Source organism: Streptomyces sp. NRRL F-5123 (genome assembly GCF_000721495.1).
In the GTDB taxonomy this organism is placed as follows: Bacteria; Actinomycetota; Actinomycetes; order Streptomycetales; family Streptomycetaceae; genus Actinacidiphila.
This window is the reverse complement of record NZ_JOHY01000038.1, coordinates 41,059-61,565: the sequence shown is the minus strand read 5'-3', so window position 1 is coordinate 61,565 and position 20,507 is coordinate 41,059. Positions and strand designations below refer to the sequence as shown.

At 73.2% G+C, this 20,507-nt stretch carries 19 protein-coding genes; 12 read left to right on the top strand and 7 right to left on the bottom strand.

What is annotated here, in order from left to right; translation table 11 throughout:
* Positions 1–20 precede the first annotated feature (20 nt).
* The 6 genes from IH54_RS0126295 (at position 21) to IH54_RS0126270 (ending at position 8,826) form a co-directional block, all read left to right on the top strand.
* On the top strand, positions 21–1,361 hold the full coding sequence (locus IH54_RS0126295) for an alpha-L-fucosidase (protein ID WP_107060255.1): 1,341 nt from the start codon (positions 21–23) through the stop codon (positions 1,359–1,361).
* 5 nt (positions 1,362–1,366) lie between these two features.
* On the top strand, positions 1,367–3,295 hold the full coding sequence (locus IH54_RS0126290; protein ID WP_234343869.1) for a heparinase II/III domain-containing protein: 1,929 nt from the start codon (positions 1,367–1,369) through the stop codon (positions 3,293–3,295).
* A 347-nt stretch (positions 3,296–3,642) separates the two neighbouring features.
* Positions 3,643–4,896: an ABC transporter substrate-binding protein gene (locus tag IH54_RS0126285; protein ID WP_031521312.1), complete on the top strand. Its 1,254-nt coding sequence runs from the start codon at positions 3,643–3,645 to the stop codon at positions 4,894–4,896.
* A complete protein-coding gene (locus IH54_RS0126280; protein ID WP_234343866.1) occupies positions 4,875–5,840 on the top strand; it encodes a carbohydrate ABC transporter permease in 966 nt (321 codons plus the stop codon). Before IH54_RS0126285 ends, IH54_RS0126280 begins: the two co-directional genes overlap by 22 nt.
* A gap of 18 nt (positions 5,841–5,858) precedes the next feature.
* A complete protein-coding gene (locus tag IH54_RS0126275; protein WP_078862530.1) occupies positions 5,859–6,767 on the top strand; it encodes a carbohydrate ABC transporter permease in 909 nt (302 codons plus the stop codon).
* Positions 6,768–6,828: 61 nt separating this feature from the next.
* Positions 6,829–8,826 (top strand): right-handed parallel beta-helix repeat-containing protein, encoded by a 1,998-nt coding sequence (locus tag IH54_RS0126270; RefSeq protein WP_234343863.1) that lies wholly within the window; start codon positions 6,829–6,831, stop codon positions 8,824–8,826.
* 78 nt (positions 8,827–8,904) lie between these two features.
* Here the strand turns inward: IH54_RS0126270 and IH54_RS0126265 are convergent, their stop codons facing one another.
* On the bottom strand, positions 8,905–9,627 hold the full coding sequence (locus IH54_RS0126265) for a GntR family transcriptional regulator (protein ID WP_063762376.1): 723 nt from the start codon (positions 9,625–9,627) through the stop codon (positions 8,905–8,907).
* 99 nt (positions 9,628–9,726) lie between these two features.
* The gene (locus IH54_RS41910) at positions 9,727–10,557 is read right to left on the bottom strand and encodes an amidohydrolase family protein (RefSeq protein ID WP_031521303.1); all 831 of its coding nucleotides are present in this window, start codon (positions 10,555–10,557) and stop codon (positions 9,727–9,729) included.
* A 185-nt stretch (positions 10,558–10,742) separates the two neighbouring features.
* Between IH54_RS41910 and IH54_RS0126255 the strand changes: the two genes are divergently transcribed.
* Both IH54_RS0126255 and IH54_RS0126250 read left to right on the top strand, forming a co-directional pair.
* Positions 10,743–12,662, top strand: a complete 1,920-nt coding sequence (locus tag IH54_RS0126255; RefSeq protein ID WP_031521301.1) for a hypothetical protein — start codon at positions 10,743–10,745, stop codon at positions 12,660–12,662.
* Positions 12,659–13,627, top strand: a complete 969-nt coding sequence (locus IH54_RS0126250; protein WP_052397880.1) for an aldo/keto reductase — start codon at positions 12,659–12,661, stop codon at positions 13,625–13,627. The genes IH54_RS0126255 and IH54_RS0126250 overlap by 4 nt, the downstream gene beginning before the upstream one ends.
* Positions 13,628–13,724: 97 nt before the next feature.
* Here the strand turns inward: IH54_RS0126250 and IH54_RS0126245 are convergent, their stop codons facing one another.
* The 3 genes from IH54_RS0126245 to IH54_RS0126235 form a co-directional block, all read right to left on the bottom strand.
* Positions 13,725–14,273 carry a Uma2 family endonuclease gene (locus IH54_RS0126245; protein WP_031521297.1) on the bottom strand — a complete coding sequence of 183 codons (549 nt, stop codon included), beginning with the start codon at positions 14,271–14,273 and terminating at the stop codon, positions 13,725–13,727.
* 250 nt (positions 14,274–14,523) lie between these two features.
* Positions 14,524–15,663, bottom strand: coding sequence for a lactonase family protein (locus IH54_RS0126240; RefSeq protein ID WP_031521295.1), 1,140 nt, complete (start codon positions 15,661–15,663; stop codon positions 14,524–14,526).
* Between the two features lie 132 nt (positions 15,664–15,795).
* The gene (locus IH54_RS0126235) at positions 15,796–16,380 is read right to left on the bottom strand and encodes an AAA family ATPase (protein WP_043182284.1); all 585 of its coding nucleotides are present in this window, start codon (positions 16,378–16,380) and stop codon (positions 15,796–15,798) included.
* A 160-nt stretch (positions 16,381–16,540) separates the two neighbouring features.
* Here IH54_RS0126235 and IH54_RS0126230 point away from each other — a divergent pair, with 160 nt between their 5' ends.
* From IH54_RS0126230 to IH54_RS0126210, 4 genes are all read left to right on the top strand, one after another.
* Positions 16,541–17,725: a helix-turn-helix domain-containing protein gene (locus IH54_RS0126230; RefSeq protein ID WP_031521291.1), complete on the top strand. Its 1,185-nt coding sequence runs from the start codon at positions 16,541–16,543 to the stop codon at positions 17,723–17,725.
* Positions 17,726–17,831: 106 nt separating this feature from the next.
* A complete protein-coding gene (locus tag IH54_RS0126225; RefSeq protein WP_031521289.1) occupies positions 17,832–18,227 on the top strand; it encodes an ATP-binding protein in 396 nt (131 codons plus the stop codon).
* Entirely contained in the window at positions 18,224–18,433 is a 210-nt protein-coding gene (locus IH54_RS0126220; RefSeq protein WP_031521287.1) for a hypothetical protein, read from the top strand. Before IH54_RS0126225 ends, IH54_RS0126220 begins: the two co-directional genes overlap by 4 nt.
* A gap of 158 nt (positions 18,434–18,591) precedes the next feature.
* Positions 18,592–19,152 (top strand): NUDIX hydrolase, encoded by a 561-nt coding sequence (locus IH54_RS0126210; protein WP_031521285.1) that lies wholly within the window; start codon positions 18,592–18,594, stop codon positions 19,150–19,152.
* Here the strand turns inward: IH54_RS0126210 and IH54_RS0126205 are convergent.
* Together IH54_RS0126205 and IH54_RS0126200 are read right to left on the bottom strand one after the other, a co-directional pair.
* Positions 19,134–19,541 carry a hypothetical protein gene (locus tag IH54_RS0126205; protein ID WP_031521283.1) on the bottom strand — a complete coding sequence of 136 codons (408 nt, stop codon included), beginning with the start codon at positions 19,539–19,541 and terminating at the stop codon, positions 19,134–19,136. The genes IH54_RS0126210 and IH54_RS0126205 overlap by 19 nt on opposite strands.
* Positions 19,542–19,594: 53 nt before the next feature.
* Positions 19,595–20,437, bottom strand: a complete 843-nt coding sequence (locus IH54_RS0126200) for an SDR family oxidoreductase (protein WP_234343858.1) — start codon at positions 20,435–20,437, stop codon at positions 19,595–19,597.
* Between the last annotated feature and the right edge of the window lie 70 nt (positions 20,438–20,507).

Below are 20,507 nucleotides of genomic sequence, written 5' to 3'. Positions count from 1 at the left end.
AACCACGGCAGGAGACTTCAGTGCCCACGGCACCCTCGGCGCCCACGGGGCCCATCGAGTGGTTCAAGGCCGCACGCTTTGGACTGTTCGTCCATTTCGGCCTCTACAGCCTCGCGGCGCGGCACGAGTGGGTGCGCAGCCGGGAGGCCATGTCCCAGCAGGACTACGACCGCTACCTGGAGCGGTTCGACCCGGACCTCTTCGACGCGGGCAAGCTCGCGCGGGCCGCGCGCGAGGCCGGGATGCGCTACGCCGTCCTGACCACCAAGCACCACGACGGCTTCTGCCTCTTCGACTCCGCGCTCACCGACTACACCTCCGTCAAGGCCGCGGGCCGCGACCTGGTCGCCGAGTTCGCCGAGGCGATGCGCGCGGAGGGGCTGCGGGTCGGGCTCTACTACTCGCTGCTCGACTGGCACCACCCCGACTTCCCCGTCGACCGCCACCACCCGCTGCGCGGCACCGCCGCCGAGCGCGAGCCCCGCGACCTGGCCCGCTACCGCGACTACCTGCACGCGCAGGTCCGCGAGCTGCTGACCGGCTACGGGCGGATCGACGACCTCTTCTTCGACTTCACCTACCCGGGCATGGGCCCGGCCGAGTGGGGCGCCGAGGAACTGCTGCGCACCGTGCGCGAGCTGCAGCCCGGCATCGTCGTCAACGACCGGCTCGGCGTCCCCGGCGACTACGTGACGCCCGAGCAGTACCAGCCGGACGAGCCGCTGGAGCGCGACGGCGTGCCGGTCATGTGGGAGGCCTGCCACACGCTCAACGGCTCGTGGGGCTACGACCGCGACAACCACGACTACAAGGACCCCGGCCTGCTGGTGCGGATGCTCGTCCAGTCGGTGGCCTGCGGCGGCAACATGCTGCTCAACGTCGGCCCGACCGGCCGCGGCGCGCTCGACCCGCGGGCGCGCGGGACTCTCGCCGCGATCGGCGAGTGGATGGAGCCGCACGCCCGCTCGGTGCACGGCGCCGGGCCGAGCGCCTACCGCGCTCCGGCCAACTCCCTCTACACGCAGGCCGGGAACCGGCTCTACCTGCACCTGCCGGTATGGCCGCTCAAGCACATCCACCTGCCGGGGCTCGCGGGAAAGGTGCGCTACGCGCAGTTCCTGCACGACGGCTCCGAGATCCGCTTCCGCCGGCTCGACGGCACGCAGCACGAGCACAACAACCTCGCGCCCCCCGGCCGCAGCGCCGACACCCTCACCCTGACCGTGCCGGTCGGCCGCCCCGACGTGCTGCTCCCGGTCGTCGAGCTGATCCTCGACGAGCCCGGCGAACCCGAGCAGCCCGGCCAACCCGAGCAGCCCGGCGAGCCCGGCGAATCCGACCAGCCCGGCGAGGAGGCCTGACCACCGTGGCCGGACCCCTGACCGCCCGCCTGGCCGCCGCGCTGGACGCGCTCACGAAGCTGCCGCCGGGCGCCGGGTGCGGCGTCCCGGACGTGACCGCGCGGGACGTGTGGGACGCGGTGCCCGAGCCGGTACGCACCGACGTCCTCGACCGCGCCTCCGCCGAACTCGCCCGCCCAGCGCCGCCGCTGCTCGCCTCCGACTGGGCCAGGACCTTCCGCGACGGCGAGCGCGGCGTGTACGAGGGGCGGGTGCGCGCCCTGCGGGAACGGGTGACGCTGCTGGTGCTGGCCGCCGTGCTCACCGGCGAGGTCGCCGCCGCGGACGAGCCCGCCGGGTGCCCGCACCTGGACGCCGCCGCGGACGGGCTGGCCGCCCTCGCCGAGGCGAGCACCTGGTGCTGGGCCCCGCACGACCGGCACACCGCCGGGCGCGGCGAACTGCTGCCCGACCCGGACGACCCCTTCCTCGACCTGGGCGCCGCCGAGGTGGCCGCGCTCTTCGCGTGGGCCGACCGCGCGCTCGGCCCGCACCTGGACGTACGGCTGCCGGGCCTGCGCCGCCGGCTGCGCCGCGAGGTGGAGATGCGGGTGCTCACCCCCTACGAGCGCGTACGCGACTGGCACTGGATCGGCGCGGACGGCACCGCCAACAACTGGAACCCGTGGATCGCCGGTTCCGTCGTCCCCGCCGCGCTGCTGCTGTGCGAGGACGGCGAGCGGCGCGCCCGGCTGGTGGCCTGGGCGGTGCGCGACCTCGACCACTACCTCGCGGTGCTGCCCGACGACGGCGGCATCGACGAGGGCATCGCCTACTGGTTCGCGGGCGCGGGCCGGCTGCTGGAGCTGCTGGACCAGCTCGCCGACGCGGGCGGCCCCGCGCTCGACGCCCGCGACCTGCCCGTCCTGGCCGAACTGCTGCGCTACCCGCAGCGCATGCACCTGGGCGGCGACCACTACGTCAACGTCGGCGACGCGCCCGGCCGGCTGGGCGGCGGGCGGCCCTGGCAGGTGGTCTTCCGGTGGGGCGCGCTGCTCGGGCAGCCGGGGACCGCAGCGCACGCCGTGGCCGCGGCCCGCGAGGCGGGCGGGATCGCGGACGCCGGGGGGCTGGGCCGCTCGCTGGCCGCGCTCGCGGACGGGGCGTGGTGCCGGGCCGTCAGCGGGCCCTCGCCACTTCCGGTGGAGACGCCGTGGCTGGCCCGCGAGAGCTGGCTGCCGCGGCTGCAGATCCTGGTGGCGCGCGAGTCGGCGGGCAGCACCGCCGGGCTCACGCTCGCGGTGAAGGCCGGGCACAACGGCGAGCACCACAACCACCTGGACGTCGGCTCGTACTGGGTCGCGGTGGACGGCCGCCCGCTCGTCGTGGACGCCGGGCGGCCCGCGTACACCGCGCAGACCTTCGGCCCGGACCGCTACACCGCCTGGCCCTTCCGGAGCGCCTGGCACAACGTGCCGGAGCCCGGGGGGGAGCAGGAGCCTGGTGCCGTCCACGGCGCCCGCGAGGTGGACGTCACGCTGGACTCCCAGGTCAGCGCGCTGCGCGCCGAGCTGTCCTGCGCCTACCCGGCCGGGCTGGTGGCCCGCTGGGAGCGGGAGGTGCGGCTGGAGCGGGCCGCCGGCGACGGGGCCGCGGCCGCGGTGGTCGTCGAGGACCGCTGGGAGAAGCGGCGGGGCGGGCCGGTGCTGCTGCGCCATGTGCTGGCCGGACGCGTCGAGGCGGGCCCGGGGTGGGCGACCGTGGCGGTGCCGGGCGGTGCGGGGCTGCGAGCGGAGTGGGACCCGCGGGCCGCGGAGGCGGTGGTCGAGGTGCGTGCGCTGGACGACGCGCTGCTGCGGCAGAGCTGGGGCGGCCGGCTGACCCGGCTGACGCTGGCGGTCGCGGAGCCCGCCGACTCCGGCCGGATCGCCTTGCGTTGGAGCCGCGCGCACTGAACGCCAAGGGCTTCGCGCAGGGCTCTTGAACATGCGCGGCAGCACACCTAGCATCATTAATCGATAGACGATAATTCTTGGAGGTGAACGGTACGTGACATCCCTGGGACAGCGGACCGTCACCCCGCGGCCCGTCCCGGCCCGGTTACGGCAGGCGGTCCTCCCCCCGCCGCGGTGACCGCGGCCACCGCCACCGCCCCGTGCGACATCGGGTCGGTGGCTCCTCGGGAGCCGTGCAGTAAGCGGTTTCTGAGGCCGGCTCAAGCCATCGACGCACACCCGAACCCATGCAGTCGGGTCGACCTCGGCCGTCTGTGTTCACGACTACGCAACGGAGCGTGTCCCGAATGAGAAAGATCTGGCGCCGCACCTGCGCTCTTGCCGCGGCCCCCCTGGTATTGGCATCGGCCGCGGCGTGCGGCGGCGACGACTCCGGGAGTTCCGCCGGGGGCGGCAGCACGACCCTGCGCGTCATCGTCAACATCACGCCGAACCTGACCGAGCAGTACTGGAACACCCTCTTCGACAGGTACGAGAAGGCGCACCCCGGCACCACGGTCAAGCTGGAGCTGACCGGCACGATATCCGCGAACGCCAAGCTCACCCAGGACCTGGCCGCGGGCGACCCGCCGGACGTCGCCCAGCAGATCACCCCGACCGAGGACACGGTGGACCTCTTCGCCGACCTCACCGACCAGGCGTGGACGGCGAAGACCCCGCTCGCCGACCAGTACGCGATCGACGGCAAGCGCTATCTGGTCGGCGTCGGCGAGCAGATCCAGTCGCTCGTCTTCTACAACAAGGACGCCTTCGCCAAGGCCGGTGTCGACGCCTCGGCCGTCAGGACGATGGCGCAGTTCACCGACGCCATGGCCAAGCTGAAGACCGCGGGCTATACCCCGCTGCAGACGGCCGGGCAGTGGGTGACCGGCGGGCAGTTCTCGATGATGGCCGACGCCGGCGTCATGACCGCCGACCCGGACTGGACGGTCGAGCGCAAGAACGGCAAGGTCAGCTTCGCCGACTCCGGCTACGCGGCCTACCTGCAGGCCTACAAGGACTGGATCGACAAGGGCTACCTCAAGAAGAGCGCGCTGGGCCTGACGTACGCGGACGGCCAGACGGACTTCCTGAACGGCAAGTCGGCGATGTACATGATGGGCTCGTTCTTCGTGCCCGCCGCCGACCAGGCCAAGAAGAGCGACGGCATCGGCGTCTTCTCGATGCCCACCGACGGCGCCTACCCGTCCGGCCAGTTCGGCAACATCGCCGACCCGTACGTCGTCGTCAGCCGCTCCAGGCACAAGGCCGCGGCGATCGACTTCGTCAAGTGGCTGGTCACCGACCCGGAGGCGGTCAAGAGCCAGCTCGCGGCGGACGGCAACCTGCGGCAGGGCTTCAGCTACCCGATGTCGAGCCTGGGTACCCAGGTGCAGCAGATCCTCGACAAGGCGCCCTCGGTCATCGTCAAGGCCGGTCCGCGCCAGCCGATCGCCGGCTACAGCGACCAGCTCAACACGACGGTCCAGTCGCTGTTCTCGGGCACGTCCGCGAAGAGCGCGGCGTCCGGATTGGACAAGTGGTGGAACTCGCAGAGCTGACACGGCAGGGGCCGCGCTCCGGCGCGGCCCCCGGCCCGGCGGCGGCCCGGCCCGCACCGGGCAGGCGGGCGGTCCGGATCCGCGAGGCCGCGGTCTCGCTGGCCATGATGGGCCCGGCGGTGGTGCTGTACACGGTGCTGACCGTCGTCCCCGTGGGCGTCGCGATCTATCTGAGCCTGACCGACTGGAACGGCTTCTCGTCCGTCGACTTCATCGGCCTGGACAACTACCGGCACCTCTTCGACGACCCCAGCTCCACCGACTCGTGGTACGTGACGGCGCTCATCGCCGTCCTCGGCACGGTCTTCGAGGTCGGGCTCGGCCTGGCGTACGCGCTGATCCTCAAGGGGCGCTCGCGCGGCAACTCCTTCTTCCGGGCCGTGGCGTACTTCCCGCACGTCATCAGCGCGCTGGTGCTCGGCTACCTGTGGGCGGCGATCCTCGGCACCAACGGAGCGATCAACAACACCCTCGCGAAGTTCGGCGTCGAGCCGGTCGGCTTCCTCTTCGACGAGAACATGGCGCTCTACTCGCTGATCGGCGTCATCGTGTGGGCCGGTTTCGGCTTCAACGTGGTGCTGTTCGTGGCCGCGCTGCAGACCGTGCCCGCCGAGCTGCTGGAGGCCGCCGCGATCGACGGCGCCAGCAGGCGGCAGACCCACCTCAAGGTCGTCATCCCGATGATCGCGCCGGTGGTGACCATCGCGACGGTGCTGAACCTCGTCGGGCTGATCCGCGCCTACGACATCATCGTGAGCCTCACCGGCGGCGGTCCCGCCGGCTCCACGCAGACCTTCTCGTACCTCATCCTGGCCCGCTCCTTCGAGGGCACCAAGGTCGGCTACGCCACCGCGCAGGCGGTGTTCCTGATGGTCGTGTCCGCCGTACTGGCGCTCGGGGTGACGGCTCTGCGCAACCGCCAAGACCAAGCAGCGACGAGTTAGACGAGTGAGGAGGCGGTGATGGCCGTGCTGGCGGCGGAGCCCCAGAAGAAGACCCAGACCCCGGCCGCCGCGGGCGGCTTCGCGCCCGGGAAGCGGCGCGAACCGGGCGGGCCGGTGCGCCGGCTGATGCTCGGCGTGCTGCTCGTGGTCATGGTCGTGCCGATGTACCTGCTGCTGGTCAACAGCTTCAAGTCGCAGGAGGACATCGCGAACAACCCGTTCTCGCTGGTGCCGGGCAAGCTGACCCTCGCGCACCTGTCGGCGGCGGTCCACAGCCCGCAGTACAACGTCATCGGCGGCTACGGCTTCACGTTCTTCCTGGTCGTGGCCGTGGACGTGCTGTGCATCGCGTTCGCGGGCCCGGCGGCGTACGTGATCGCGCGCGGCATGAAGCGGCGCAACCAGCTGGTGATGCTGTACTTCCTCGCGGGGACGTTCATCCCCGGCGCGGCCGTCATCATCCCGGTGATCTACGTGCTGCGCGACCTCGGGCTCGCGAACACCGTGACGGGCCTGGTCGCGCACGACGTGGCGTCCACCCTGCCGGTGAGCATCTTCCTGTTCGTCGGCTTCATCCGCACGATCCCGGTCGACATCGACCAGGCGGCGACCATCGACGGAGCGGGCCGCTACCGGACGTTCTGGACGATCATCTTCCCGCTGATGCGCCCGGCGGTCGTGACCGTGCTGATCCTCAACTCCATCGGCATCTGGAACGACTTCATCAGCCCGCAGATCCTGCTCAGCCCGTCCTCCGGGCACTACACCGTGACGACGGCGATCTACGCCGGCATCAGCCAGTACTCCACCGACCTCACCAAGGTCTTCCCGAACCTGCTGCTGGCCGTGGCGCCCGTCGTCATCTTCTTCATCTACATGCAGCGCCACATCATCAGCGGTCTCACCGTCGGCGCGGTCAAGGGATGACCCCGCGCCGGCGGTTCTCATTTCCCCTGGTCAGGAAAGAGGGAACGTGAAAATGCCACGCATGTCGAACAGGCCGCAGGTCCGCGGGCCGAGGGGGCTGCTGACCGCGGCGGCCGCCGCCGTCGCGGTCCTCTCCGTGGTCGCGGCCGCACCCCCCGGAAGCGCCCACAAGTACAGGCACCAGGCCGACGTGGCCCGGACGTACTACGTGTCGCCGACGGGCAAGGACGTCTTCGACGGGCTCACCGCCGCCCAGCCCTTCCAGCACATACAGAAGTGCGCGGACGTGATGGTCGCGGGGGACACCTGCGAGATCATGTCGGGCACCTACCCGGAGACCGTCGTCCCGGCGCACTCGGGGAGTTCGGGGCTGCCGATCACCTACCGGGCCGCTCCGGGGGCGGCGGTGACGATCAGCGGGGCCTCGCCCGTGACCGGGTGGTCGCAGGTGACGGGGGCCGACGTCACGGCGATCGCGAGCGACCCGTACGCGGTGGACTCGCCGTTCAGCGACGCGGTGGCCGCGGGCCACGTGTGGAGCAGCGACGTGGACCTGGGCAGCGACCCGGGCACGGTGCAGGTCTTCACGGACAAGGCCATGGACATCGAGGCCCAGTGGCCCTACCCGGGCCTGGACCTGCTGAATCCGGCGATCGAGCACGCCGGTGCGGGCAGCGCCGACGCGGTGATCGCGGACGCGGCCCTGACCCGGCCCGCGGGCTACTGGGACGGCGCCCGGGCCCTGACCGGCTACTGGTACGTGTCGGCCACGACGACCGTCGCCTCCTCCGCGCCCGGCTCGGTGACGCTGTCGGTCGCCCCGCCGTGCGTGCACAAGGTCGTCCCGACCGACACCCGCTACTCCCTGTCCGGCAAGATCGGCGAGCTGGCCAACCCCGGTGAGTGGTTCTACGACCCGGCCGCGCACAAGCTGTACGTCTACAGCGCCGACAGCCCGGCGCAGCACACCGTCGAGGCCAAGCAGCGGCAGCTGGCGTTCGACCTGACGAACGCCTCGTACACCTCGGTCGTCGGCCTCGACCTCTTCGCCTCGACGATCACGATGGGCTCGTCCAGCACCCACAACACCCTGGACACGCTCACCGGCACGTACCTGTCGCACTACAGCGACATCACGCGGGGCGCCACCGACTGCGGCTCCAGCGTGACGCGCGGCGTCTCCGACACGGGCATCGTGGTCAACGGGACGTACAACACGGTCGTCAACAGCGACCTGTCGCTGAGCGCGGGGAACGGCATCGCGCTGGCCGGGCAGAACAACACGGCCACCGACAACATCATCCACGACGTGGACTACCTGGGCACGTACGCGGCGGGCATCGCCGTCATGGGCAACTCCCAGCGGGTCGTGAACAACACGATCTACCGCGTGGGCCGCAGCGGCATCAACCTCCAGTGGGGGACGACCGCGGGCCTGACGGCGGGCCCGGACAAGATCGCGTACAACGACATCTCGCAGTACGCCCGGCTCAGCCTGGACACCGCGGGCATCTACACCTGCTGCAGCGCGGACATGATGGGCTCCTCCGTCGACCACAACCTGCTGCACGACGGCACGCCGACGCCGGGGGTCACGCCCTTCGCGGTGGCGGGCGTCTACGCGGACAACGGGCAGAGCAACCTGGTCATCGCCGACAACGTGGGCTGGAACAACCTCCAGGGCACGGTCATGCTCAACGGCCTGGGGACGGGCTCGCACAACAACGGTGTGTACAACAACACCGGCGGGCTGACGCTCTTCTACGTCAAGGGCGCCGACCAGTCGACGGGCACGAAGATCTACAACAACATCGGCCAGATCGTGGGTTCGGACGGGGCCACGGCGGGCGGCCTGGTGATGTCCGACAACCTGGACCCGGCCCTGGACCCGCTGTTCGTGGACGCCGCCCACCACGACTACCGGCTGACCGACGCCTCCCCGGCCCGCAACGCGGCGATCCCGCTGCCGGGCGTCAACGACGGCTCGACGGACGGGGTCCCGAGCCTGGGCGCCTACCAGTACGGGGCGCCGAAGTGGACGGCCGGCGCCCGCCGGTGATCCATGGGGGCTGAAGCGCGCGTGCCCGGGCCGGAGATCCGGCCCGGGCACGCGGCGTTCGCCGTCGGGGTGCGGGGATCAGCCCTGCTTCTTCGCCGGCTTCCTGGCCGCGCGGGCGTCGGGGACGGGGCCGCGGCCGGCGGCGTGGTCGGCGAAGGCGTCGGCGGCCTGGTCCGCGTCGCCGGAGCGCAGCAGGCTCACCAGGCGGCCGTGCTCGTCGGCCATGGCGTGCCAGTCGCCCTGGAACAGCGGGTCGGAGATGGCCCGCAGGGTGCGCAGGGAGGGTTCGATGACCTCCCACATGCGCTCCAGGAACGGGTTGCCCGCGCTCTGGCTGATGAGCGTGTGGAATTCGATGTCGGCGTCCCGGAAGCGGCTGACGTCGTTGGTGGCGACGGCGTCGTGCATGTGCTCGACCAGGTGGTCCAGCATCTCCAGCTGCTGCTCGGTGATGTGCTCGGTCGCGAGCCGGGCGGCGAGCCGCTCCAGGGGCTCGCGGACCTGGCGGGCGTACTCCGCGTCCTGGGAGGAGATCTCCACGACGAAGTGGCCGCGGCGCGGGATGTGCATGAGCAGGCCCTCGCGGGCGAGCTGCTTGACCGCCTCGCGTACCGGCGCCTGGCTGACCCCCAGCCGGCGGGCGATCTCCGACTCGACCACCCGGTCGTTGGGGCCGAGCTCGCCGTCGACGATCGACTGGCGAAGGAGCCCGTAGACCTGGTCCGAGATCAGGGTCTTACGGAACCGGTCCTTGTTGGTGGCCAGCGTGGAGACGAAATCGGCCGACGGGTTCGATGCCATGACTCCCGATCCTGCTCTGTGGGGTGGGTTCTCCGCTATGGTACGCACTTTTATCGTCTATCGATAGCTGATGAGGTGATCCGGACGTCCCGGGCCTGGTCAGCGGCCCGGCCCGGCCAGCCCGTACACCCGGACGGCCGTCGTGTGCAGGACATCCTGCCGCAGCCGCGCCGGAAGGTGGGCGGTCCCCAGCTCCGCCAGCGCCAGCGCGCGCGAGCGGGGGCCGCGCGGCAGGCAGATCGGCCAGTCGGAGCCGACGAGGCAGCGGTCCGGGCCGAAGGTGTCCACCACCTCCCGCACCAGCGCCGCGACCCGGTCGTCCGGGACGCCGTGCTGCTGGGTGAGCAGACCGGAGATCTTCACGTTCACGTTCGGCAGTCTGGCGGCAGCTTCCATGTCCCTGTGCCAGTTTCCGGGGTTTTCCCGGAGGTTCGGCGGGTTGCCGAGGTGGTCGACGACGACCGCGAGGGCCGGATGGCGGGCGGCGACCTCCGCCGCGGCGCGCAGCGCGCCGCCGTGCAGGTTGAGTTCGAGCGCGGTGCCGGTGTCCGCGAGCACCGGGACCAGGGCGCGGGCCGCCGGCGGGGTGTCCGCCCAGGCCGCGCCGCCGAGGCGCATGCCGTTGGGGCGGGTGTCGCCCCACGTGCGCAGCAGCGCGGCGAAGGCGCCGGGGCCCGCCCCGCCGTGGACGTGGAGGTTGCCGACGTATCCGGCGACGACATCGGGTCTTTGCCGCCGCAGCTCGCGCAGGGCCGCGGTCTCCCCCGCGTCGCCGCGGGAGGCCTCGACCAGGACCGTGCCGGTCACGCCGGTCCCCTCGCCCGCCGCCGCGAGGTCGTCGGCGGTGAAGGCGCGGTGGTGCGGGGAATCCGGCCGTATCCAGGGGAAACCCTCGCGCGGGTCCCACAGGTGGGCGTGGCAGTCGATCACGGCGGACTCCCCTTCTCCGGGCCGCCCCGCGCTCGTCCCGGGGCGTGAACGGCTCTTGACACGGCTGTCGACGCACTGAAGGCTAGCAATCGATTATCAATGGGCGATGAAGAAGGGTCGGGTGTGCTCCCGATGCTCGGGGTGGAACGAATCGACGACAAGCCCGCGGCGAACGGGGCGGCCCGATGACGGCCACCGGGTCCGCGCCCGCCGTACCCGCCGCAGGGGCCGGGCCGGAAGTGACCGCCACCCGCCGCTTCGGGGAGGCGCCGCGGTGGGCCGCGCTGGAGCGCGAGCTGTTCGCGCGCCAGGACGCGGCCTGGCGGATCTTCGCCGACCGCTACACCGAGGGCGACGGCCGCCTCGTCTTCCGCGACTCGCTCGGCCAGGGCCTGGACGACCGGGACGGCGTGGACGACTTCTACGAGCCGTTCTTCAACTGGCCGACCCTCTACCTGCTCGGCGGCAGCACCGACCTGCTCGCCGCCGCCCGCCGTCACTGGCGCGGGGTGACGGCGCAGCTCACCGAGATGGGCCTGGTGGTCGACGGCCTGGAGCGCGGCTACGACTGGTTCCACCAGGGCGAGGGCATGCTGCTCTTCTACGGCCTGTGCCTGGCCGACCCCGGCGACCCCGAACTGCGCGAGCTGGCCGCCCGATTCGCCGACGTCTACCTGCCCGGCGGCCCCAACTACGACCCCGCGCACCGCGTCCTCACCGCCCCCCACAACGGCTCGGGCGGCCCCCGCCCCGGCTTCAGCGACCACGACACGTACTTCCCGTGGAGCCTGGCCCTGCGCCCCTACGGCCTCCCGCTCGACTGGGGCACCGGCGTCACCTCCTTCGACGAGCTGGCCGCCGACCCGGCGAAGGCGCGGGCGTACGGGCAGGTCATGTGGCAGCGCATGGGCCGCGGCGACACCCTCGTCAACCTCGCCTCCACCACGCTCGCCACCAACGCGTGGCTGCTGGGCGGCGAGCAGCGGTACGCCGACTGGGTCGCCGAGTACACCGGCGCCTGGCAGGAGCGGCTCGCCGGGCGCGAGGTGCTGCCCGACAACGCCGGGCTCGGCGGCGAGGTCGGCGAGTACCTGGACGGCCGCTGGTACGGCGGCCACTACGGCTGGTCCTGGCCGCACGGGCTGTCGTCGGTCGCGTCGGCCGCGATCGTCGGCGCCGTCAACGCGAGCCTGGTGACCGGCGACCGGGGCTACCTGGACCTCGCCCGCAACCCGCTGGACGCGGTGCTCGCCCACGCCGAGCAGCGCACCGCCGACCGGATGGGCACCCTCGGCAGGCGGTGGCGCCCGCACCTGGCCACCGTCCCCGGCGAGCGCACCCTCATGGTGCCGCAGCGGCACAACGACTCCGGCTGGTTCGACTTCACCGTCATGCCGACGCAACTGCCGCTCGTCCTGTGGCACTTCAGCCGGGAGGCGGCCGACGCCGAGCGCATCGAGCGGCTGCGCGAGGGCTCACGCTGGGACTGGACGGCCGTGCACACCCAGCGCACCAAGGACGAGTGCGGCCACGAGGAGCCCTGGCACGAATTCCTGCACGGCCGCAACGACGGCTTCCCCGAGCGCATGCTGACCAGCGCGCTGGACGTGTCCGCCGAGCGGCTGGCGGCGATCGAGGCCGACGGCACCGACCCGGCCACCGGCCCCGACGCGCTGGGCATCCACCACTGGCAGAACCTGAACCCGGTCGTCACCGAGGCGCTGCTGCAGCTCACCACCGGCTCCCCGCAGGTCCTCTACAACGGCGGCCTGGCCCAGCTGCACGTCCGCTACCACGACGCCGTCGAGCGGCGCCCCGGGCTGCCCGCGGACGTCGCGGCGCTCGTCTCCGACATCCGCCCCGACCACACGGTGGTGGAGCTGGTGAACCTCGGCGCCGCGCCGCGCACGGTCGTCGTCCAGGCGGGCTCGTTCGCCGAGCACGTCCTGCACACCGTCCGCGCCGACGACGGCGCCCCGCTGCCGGTCGAGGGCCGCTACTGCACGGTCGCCCTGCCCGGCGGGACGCGCGTGCGGCTGACCCTGACGATGACGCTGCGCGGCGCGGAACCCGCCCGCACCACCCCCTGGGAGGCCTCCCGATGACCCCCGTCCTGCCGCTGGAGGACCGGACGCCGTCCCGGCTGCCCTTCGCGCTGCCCCCGGTGGGCATCGGCACCGCGCCGCTCGGCGGCCTCTTCGAGGAGGTCACCGAGCAGGACGCGGCCGCCACGCTGCGGGCCGCGGCCGACGCGGGCATCCGCTACTTCGACACCGCCCCGCGCTACGGCCACGGCCAGGCCGAGGAACGGCTCGGCCGCCTCCTGGAGCCGGCCGGGATCGCCGACCCGGTGATCTCGACGAAGACCGGCTGGCTGCTGCGGCCGCGCGCGGACGGCTCCGGCACCGACGTCGTCACCGACTGGACCGAGCGCGGCATCCGCGCCTCCCTCGAATCCAGCCTGGAGCGGCTCGGCCGCTCTTCCGTCGACATCCTCTACCTGCACGACGCCGACGCCTACGCCGCCGAGGTGCGCGCGACGGCGTACGACGCGGTGCGGCGGCTGCGGGACGAGGGCCTGGTCAAGGCGATCGGCTTCGGAATGAACCACAGCGCGCCGCTGGCCGCGTACGTCTCGGCGTACGAGGTGGACGTCGTGCTGATCGCGGGCCGCTTCTCGCTGCTCGACCACGACGCGGCGGCGACGCTGCTGCCGCTGTGCGCGGAGCGCGGCACCGCGGTGGTGGTGGGCGGCGTCTTCAACACCGGGCTGCTGGCGGACCCGTCCGACGGCGCGATGTTCAACTACCGCCCGGTGCCCGCGGGGACGCTGGCGCGGGCCCGGCGCTGCCAGGAGCTGTGCGCGCAGTACGAGGTGCCGCTCCCGGCGGCCGCGGCGCAGTTCCCGTTCCTGCACCCGGCCGTCACGTCCGTCGTGCTCGGCTGCCGGTCGGCGGCCGAGGTGGCGGCGAACGCGGAGGCGCTGCGCCGCCCGGTCCCCGCCGAGCTGTGGGCGCGGCTGGCGGCGGAGGGCTTCGTCCCGGAGGAGTTGCTGGGCACGGCGGGCTGAGCCGACGCGCCGCCGCCCGCCGGGATGTACGGCACACTTGCGCATCCCGGCGGACGGGCGGGGGCGGGAGCGGCCGGACCGGCTGCTGCCCGGACGGTCAGGGCACGAGGCTGTCGAGCCGGACGTCGACGGTGAACGGGACCGAGAGCTTCAGCCGGTCGCGGTGAATACCGGTGGCCACATACGTGCCGGTCATGGCGTCGAGCTCATAGGTGTGGACTGCGGGGAGGCCGGCCTCGTCCTCGATACGCCAGAAGTGCGGGATCCTCGCCTGGGCGTATTTGAAGGGCTTCAGGGACCGGTCCCGGTCCGCCGATTCCTCTGAGACGACCTCGATGACCAGAGCCACATCCTCCGGCGCATACCAGGTCCGGTCGGGATCGTACGGCGCGGTGGCCACCAGGACGTCCGGCTCGGGCCGGCTCTTCCTGTCGAGCCGGACGGTCATCTCCCGCTCGGCCTCGAACCCGGCGGGGGCTGCCTGCCGCAGGGCGAAGGTCAGGTTCTCCACCAGCCGGGAGTGCCAGGACCGCTGCGGCGACATCACGAAGATCAATGCTCCGTCGATGAGTTCGGTGTGCCGCGGCGCCTGCGGAAGGTGGTCGAGGTCGTCGGCCTCCCAGCCGCTGGGCCTTGGCGGGATCATCCAGTCGGGCAGCTCGGCGGACACGGCTTCCTCCAGGCACCTCAGTGGGGGCGGTCAGGGGCCTCGAACCCGGATCACGGACGCGGGGTGCAGGTGGTGCCAGCGTAGTTGATACCGCCCCGCACCGAGGGCCGCGGATCGTCACCTGGTGACGTACCCCCGCCCCCCGGCTCGGGCCTCCGCACGCCCCGAGGTCAGCCGGTGGGCGGGGCTGAGCCCACCGGAAGACGCTCACGAACATCCTCAACGGTCAGAGGGCGACGATGCCCTCGCCGCCGACGGCGTCCGGGACGGTCACCGAGCCGATCCGGCCGAGGCTGCCGTCCCGCCCGACGCGGAAGGCGTCGACGCCGCCGGTGGCTCCCGTCTGGACGTACAGGAAGCGCTCGTCGGGCGTGACGGCCGAGTCGGTGGTGCCGGCGCCGGTCGGGGTGGTGCCGAGCGGTACGAGGCCCGCGAGGCCGGTGCGGCGGAAGCCGGAGAGGGTGCTGCTGCCGGCGTTGGAGGCGTAGAAGCGGTCGCCCGCGCGGACGATCCAGCAGGTGGCCGTCTGCCCGGTGGGCGTGCCCCCGAGCGGGACGGCGCGGCCGTCGCGGCGGATCGCGAACGTCAGCACGGAATTGGTGCCCGCGTCCGTGACGACCAGCAGCCCGCGCGCGTCGAAGGTGAAGCCGAACGGCACCGCGCCGTCCATCCCGGTCACGGCGGGCCCGCCGGCGAGCGCGCCGGACGCGCGGACGGCGAAGACCTCGATGCTGCTCCCGCCCGCCTTCGTCGTGACGACCAGCCGGGAGCCGTCGGGCGTGAAGGACACCTGGCCGGGGGTGTGCGTGAACTCCGGCGCCGCCGCGGTGTCGAGCCCGAGGTCGCGGTGCCCGCCCGCGATCGGCTCCAGCCCGCCGCCGGTGATCCGGTAGCCCTGGACCGAGCCGCCGTCGCGCGCGTTCAGCACGTAGACGGTGTCGCGGTGGACGGTGACGCTGACGGGGAAGTCCCCGCCCGACGGAACGACCTGCTCGCGCTCCAGCCGCTCGCCGTGCACGGAGAAGACGGTGACGGTGTCGCTGCCCGCGTTCACCGCGAGGAGCAGGCCGTGGGCGCGGTCGTACGCGAGCGATCCCTGCGAGGCGAGGTGGTCGACGACCGAGCCGTCGAGCACGCCGCCGAGGCCGCCGGTGGCGAAGGTGCCGCGCTCGTGGAGCGAGCCGTCGGGGCCGCGCCGGTAGGCGACGACGGCGTTGCCGCCGGGGTTGTCGGTCTGCACGAAGACGGCGCCGCCGGGGGAGCCCGGCCGCGGGACCGCGGCGGCGGCCGGCACCGCGGCCCCCGCCAGGCAGACCGCCACCGTGGCGGCGGCAGCCGCCGTACGAACGGACAGGGGCAGATTCATCGCTCTCCTCCGAGACCCACGGGGTTCCGGGCCCGCCCGCCGCCACCGGCGGCCCCGTCCCGCCGCCAGGATCCGCCCGGCGCCGGTACCGCGCGCGCCCGACGGGCCCGCTGTCGCCCGTTGGCAGGAGCCCTACTGCCCCGATGGCCCCCTGCGCACCGGCGGGTCGGTGTCACGGGGCGCCCCCGCCAGGCCCGTCTCGCGCAGAATCCGGTCGACCGTCGCGGCCAGCGGGCTGTCGGGGCCGATGACGGTCTCGACCCCGGACGGGAGCAGGTCGCGCTCGACGTACCACTCCCGCAGGTGCGCCTCGGTGACGTGGGCCAGGTACTCCGGGTCGCCCTTGGACGCGTGGCGGAGGAGCGTCTCCTCGAAGGGCACGTCCAGGTAGAAGCAGCGGGTGGTCCCGCGGTGGTCGCCGATCAGCTCCTGGAGCATCTCCCCGTAGTGGGCGGCGTACAGGATCCCCTCCACGACCACGTCGTACCCGGCGTCCAGCGCGTACCGTGCCACCACCCCGATGAGCCCGACGTTCACCCCTCCGGCACGGTCCCGCTCCCGCAGCACGACCCGCCGCAGGTTGTCCTGCCCGACCACCGCGAGCCCCCGCCCGCACCGCTCCCGGATCCCCGCGGCCACGGACGACTTCCCCGAGGCCGAATTCCCCCGTACGACGATCAGCCGCGTCCCCGCACTCCCGGTACCCACCCGGGGCACGCTACGGGCGCCCGCGCTCCGGCCGCACCCGGTTTCCGCCGGGCCGCACAGCGACGGCGCCGCGTCACGCCCAGGAGTGCACGTGAGCGGTGGCCCCGCATCAACTGGCGGGCCGCTGTACGGTTTCGGGTGTCGGGTTCGAGACGAAGGTGGCGTCCTCATGCCGCATCCCGCTGACACGACCATGGGTGAGCGCCTGCGGGAGATCCGCAAGAGACGCGGGATGAGCCAGCGCGGGCTGGCGGCGGATTCCGGCGTGGCCCTGTCCACGATCCGGAAGGTAGAGCAGGGCGACTACGGGTCGCCGCGGATGGAGACCGTCCGGGCGCTGGCCGTCGCGCTCGGGGTGCCCGCAACGCGCCTGCTCGGCAGCGCACATGAGACTGCCGGAGCCTCGTCCGCGGTGCTGGACCGGTGGGCGCCGGTACGGGCCGCCCTCGATGCTCCCCCGCCGCCCGGCGTGGACGAGGCACCGACCGTGGCCGGGGTGCGGGCCGCGGTCACCGCCGCGATGCCGCTCGCGGCCGGGGACCGGCTGGAGGAGCTGGGCCGGGTACTGCCGCTGCTGCTGCGCGATGCCGCGGCCGTCGCCGACGAGCCCGCCGGGCGGCCGGTCCATGCCGCGCTGCTCGGCATCACCGGGTGGATGCTCACGCAGACGCGCCAGTACGAGGCCGCCGAGACCGCACTCGGCAGGGCGCTCACCGGGGCGGCTGACGACATCGGCGCGGCCGGTGCGGTGTCGACGCGCTGCTGGCTGCTGCTGCGGCGCGGCCGCATCGGCGAGGCGGCGCGGCTGGCCGAGGAGTGGGCCGACCGGCTGGAGCCCCGCATGTCCCGGGCGACGCCCGCCGAACTGGGCGCGTGGGGCTGGCTGCTGCTGCGTGGGGCCGCTGCGGCGGACCGGGACGGGCGGGGGGATGACGCGGAACGCCTGCTGCGGCTGGCCGGTTCGGCGGCGGCTGCGCTCGGGCAGCGCGAGGTGCCCGGCGGATTCCTGCGCGCCTACGACGCGCGCACGGTCCAGCTCAAGGAGGCCGAGCACGCGATGATCTCGGACCGTCCCGACGAGGTGCTGCGGCTGTCGGCGTCGATCTCCTGGGACGGCATGCGCCCCACCTCCAACAACCTCAACCGCAACCGCCTGGACCAGGCCTCCGCCCAGGCGCGGCTGCGCCGCTACCCCGAGGCCGTCGACACCCTGGAAACGGTGTGGCAGGCCGCACCGCAGTGGCTGCCGCACCAGCAGTACGCCCGTGACATCCTCGCCCGCGTCGTCGAACGCCGCCGCACGCTGACCCCGCGCATGCGGGTCCTCGCCGACGCGGTCAACCTCCCGCTGTGATGACTGGCACTTCGACCTGACGGCCCGTCAAAGTGTCATTGAGCCCACCACCTGCCCCCTCCTACCGTCGGTGACGACCTGATCACCACATGGAGAGGGGCGCCGCATGGAGCCCTCCGAGAGCAAGGCCCTCACCCTGCCCTGCGCAGCAGAGAGCGCGGAGGACGCCCGGCGCCTGGTGCGAACGGCCCTGCACACGTGGGGCCTCGAACGCCTGGCGGACGACGGCGCCCTCGTCGTCACCGAGCTGGTCGCCAACGCCGCCCGGCACACGAGGGGCCGCCTCATCCGGGTGACGGTCAGCCGCCCCGCGGACGGCCAGATCCGTATCGACGTCGTCGACCGCTCCAAGACCCGGCCCGAGCGGCGGCACGCCGACGACCTCGCCGAGTGCGGCCGCGGCCTGAACCTCGTCGAAGCCCTCACCGCCCGCTGGGGCACCGACCCACTCCCTTTCGGCAAGCGCGTCTGGGGCCTGCTCGAAGGAGGCCCCGCCGCATGACCCGCAACGGCAAACCCTGGGTCGGCGACCAGGTCATCGACAACGCCACCGGCCGCGAGGCCGTCGTCACCGACGTCCGCCAGGGCGTCTACGTCCTCCGCCCCCTCCGCGGCCCGGTGACCACCTGGAGTGCCGACTCCGACGAACGCCTCACCCTGACCGCGCCCCGCGAGCAACGCCAACCGGGCAGCTCCGCCGGCGGGTGACCCGAGGAGTACGTCGAGGACGCACGCCTACATGCTCGCCGCCCTCCACATGCTCACCCGCGGCAACCTCGCGGCTGGTATGCACGAGGTTTCCGCCGTCGACCGGGCCGTCATCGCCGACGCCTGGCTCACCGCCTTCAACCGCTGAAGAGGCACCCGTGACCGTCACCGCCCAGCACATCCGCGACACCCTGAGCCGCTACCTGGACCGGTACCCCGAGGACGAGGGCGCCCTCTCCGCCCTCACCGGCTCGCTCGCGGACACCCCCGACACGATCACCTCGCGCAAGGAATTCCGCGGGCACGCCACCGCCGGGGCCCTCCTGCTCCGGCCCGACAGGCACGTCCTGCTCATCGAGCACAAGGCCCTCGGCACATGGCTCTTCCCCGGCGGGCACCTGGAGGACACCGACGACACCCTCATCGGCGCCGCCCTGCGGGAGTTGGGCGAGGAGACCGGCATCCCGGCCGGGAGCGTCACCCCCGCCGGTCCGGTCCCCCTCCACGTCGACGTCCACCCCATCCCCGCCAATCCCGCCAAGGGCGAAGCCGCGCACCGGCACTACGACTTCCGCTACGTCTTCCGGACCGAGACCGCCGACGTCACCGCCCTCCAGGCGGAGGAGGTCACCGGCTGCGCCTGGCAGCCCGCGGACACGGTCGCCGAGCCCCTGCGCAGCAGGCTCGCGGTGGCCGCGGCTCACTCCCACTCGCGGTAGAAGCCCTCGTCCTCCTCGCGCGGGCTCAGCGGGGCGTACTGGCGGAGGTCGCCGTCGCGGATCATCCAGAGACGGAAGAAGCTCTCCTCCTGGTCCATCACCATCAGCTGGGCGGCGTTGGGTTCGACCCAGGGGGTCCGGGCGAAGCGGGTGCGGAGGGCGGGGAGGTCGGCGTGGTTGAGGGCGCCGGCCCAGACCTCGCACTCGGGCATCTTCCAGCCGCCCCACTCGTTGTTCTCGACGCTGGTGAGGAGGCGGAGGAAGCCCACCCCGCGGGCGTCCGTGGCGTAGCTGCGCGGGGCCTGCGTGCGCAGCCATTCGCTCAGCGCCGCGGCGTTGTCGTTGTCGGCCATGTCGACGGAGACCATCACGTTCGCCACCCAGCTCATGGGGACGTTGTACGGGAGGGGCGGACGCCCCGCCACGGGTTTGCGGGCGGCGGTCAGGCGAGGGTCTCGCCGCCGTCGAGGGTGAGGACCTGGCCGGTCATGTAGGGGTTGGCCATCAGGAAGAGGGCCGCGGACGCGGCCTCCTCGGGGGTGCCGAACCGGCCCAGGGGGTGGGTCGCGCCCGCGGCGGCGATCGCGGCGTCGGAGTCCATGCCGGGGTGGGAGCGCCACAGGGGGGTGTCGATGCGGCCGAAGCGGACGGCGTTGACGCGGCGGCGGGAGGGGGCCAGTTCGACGGCGAGGGCCTTCGTGAGGGTCTCGACGGCGCCGGCCGCGGAGAGGGGGGCCGTCATGCCCGGGGCGGGGCGAGCCACCAGGATGCCGGAGCTGAAGGTGAGGGAGCCGCCCGCGGGGAGGCGGGCGGCGGCGATGCGGGCCGCGGCGAAGGCGGCCTGGAGGCGGGAGTCGAGGGCGGTGCGGATGCCCTCGGCGGTGAGTGCGGCCAGCGGGCCCGCGCCCGCGATGCCGCCCGCGGTGACGAGGACGTGGTCCACCTCGCCCGCCAGGTCGAACGCCTCGGCCAGGACCCGCTCGTCGCCCCCGTCCCCCGCGACCTCCAGCACATCGCCCGACGCCCGTCCGGGGAGCCGGGCGGCGGCGGCCCGCAGCCGCCCGGGGTCGCGGCCGACCAGCACCACCCGCGCGCCGACCGTCCGCAGCAGGACGCCCGCGGCGAGCCCGATGCCCGACGTGCCGCCGACGAGGACCGCGGTCGTACCGGCGAGCGCGCTCGGCAGCGGCGTCCGCACGGGCATGGGGGAAGGCGAGGAGGCGGTGGGGGCGGAGCGGGTGGAGGGGACGGTGGGGGTGGCGGGGGCCGTGGAAGGAGTGCTCACGGGGCAGGCCTTTCGAGGGCGGAATAAACCATCCGGTTGTTTTACTGCTCCTGCCGATACTGCCGCCCGC

Bases quoted from the DNA above. Each gene is read 5' to 3' on its own strand.
- IH54_RS0126285 (WP_031521312.1), top strand. From the start codon at position 3,643: ATGAGAAAGATCTGGCGCCGCACCTGCGCTCTTGCCGCGGCCCCCCTG.
- IH54_RS0126275 (WP_078862530.1), top strand. From the start codon at position 5,859: ATGGCCGTGCTGGCGGCGGAGCCCCAGAAGAAGACCCAGACCCCGGCC.
- IH54_RS0126270 (WP_234343863.1), top strand. From the start codon at position 6,829: ATGTCGAACAGGCCGCAGGTCCGCGGGCCGAGGGGGCTGCTGACCGCG.
- IH54_RS0126265 (WP_063762376.1), bottom strand. From the start codon at position 9,627: ATGGCATCGAACCCGTCGGCCGATTTCGTCTCCACGCTGGCCACCAAC.
- IH54_RS0126255 (WP_031521301.1), top strand. From the start codon at position 10,743: ATGACGGCCACCGGGTCCGCGCCCGCCGTACCCGCCGCAGGGGCCGGG.
- IH54_RS0126250 (WP_052397880.1), top strand. From the start codon at position 12,659: ATGACCCCCGTCCTGCCGCTGGAGGACCGGACGCCGTCCCGGCTGCCC.
- IH54_RS0126245 (WP_031521297.1), bottom strand. From the start codon at position 14,273: ATGATCCCGCCAAGGCCCAGCGGCTGGGAGGCCGACGACCTCGACCAC.
- IH54_RS0126240 (WP_031521295.1), bottom strand. From the start codon at position 15,663: ATGAATCTGCCCCTGTCCGTTCGTACGGCGGCTGCCGCCGCCACGGTG.
- IH54_RS0126230 (WP_031521291.1), top strand. From the start codon at position 16,541: ATGCCGCATCCCGCTGACACGACCATGGGTGAGCGCCTGCGGGAGATC.
- IH54_RS0126225 (WP_031521289.1), top strand. From the start codon at position 17,832: ATGGAGCCCTCCGAGAGCAAGGCCCTCACCCTGCCCTGCGCAGCAGAG.
- IH54_RS0126220 (WP_031521287.1), top strand. From the start codon at position 18,224: ATGACCCGCAACGGCAAACCCTGGGTCGGCGACCAGGTCATCGACAAC.
- IH54_RS0126205 (WP_031521283.1), bottom strand. From the start codon at position 19,541: ATGAGCTGGGTGGCGAACGTGATGGTCTCCGTCGACATGGCCGACAAC.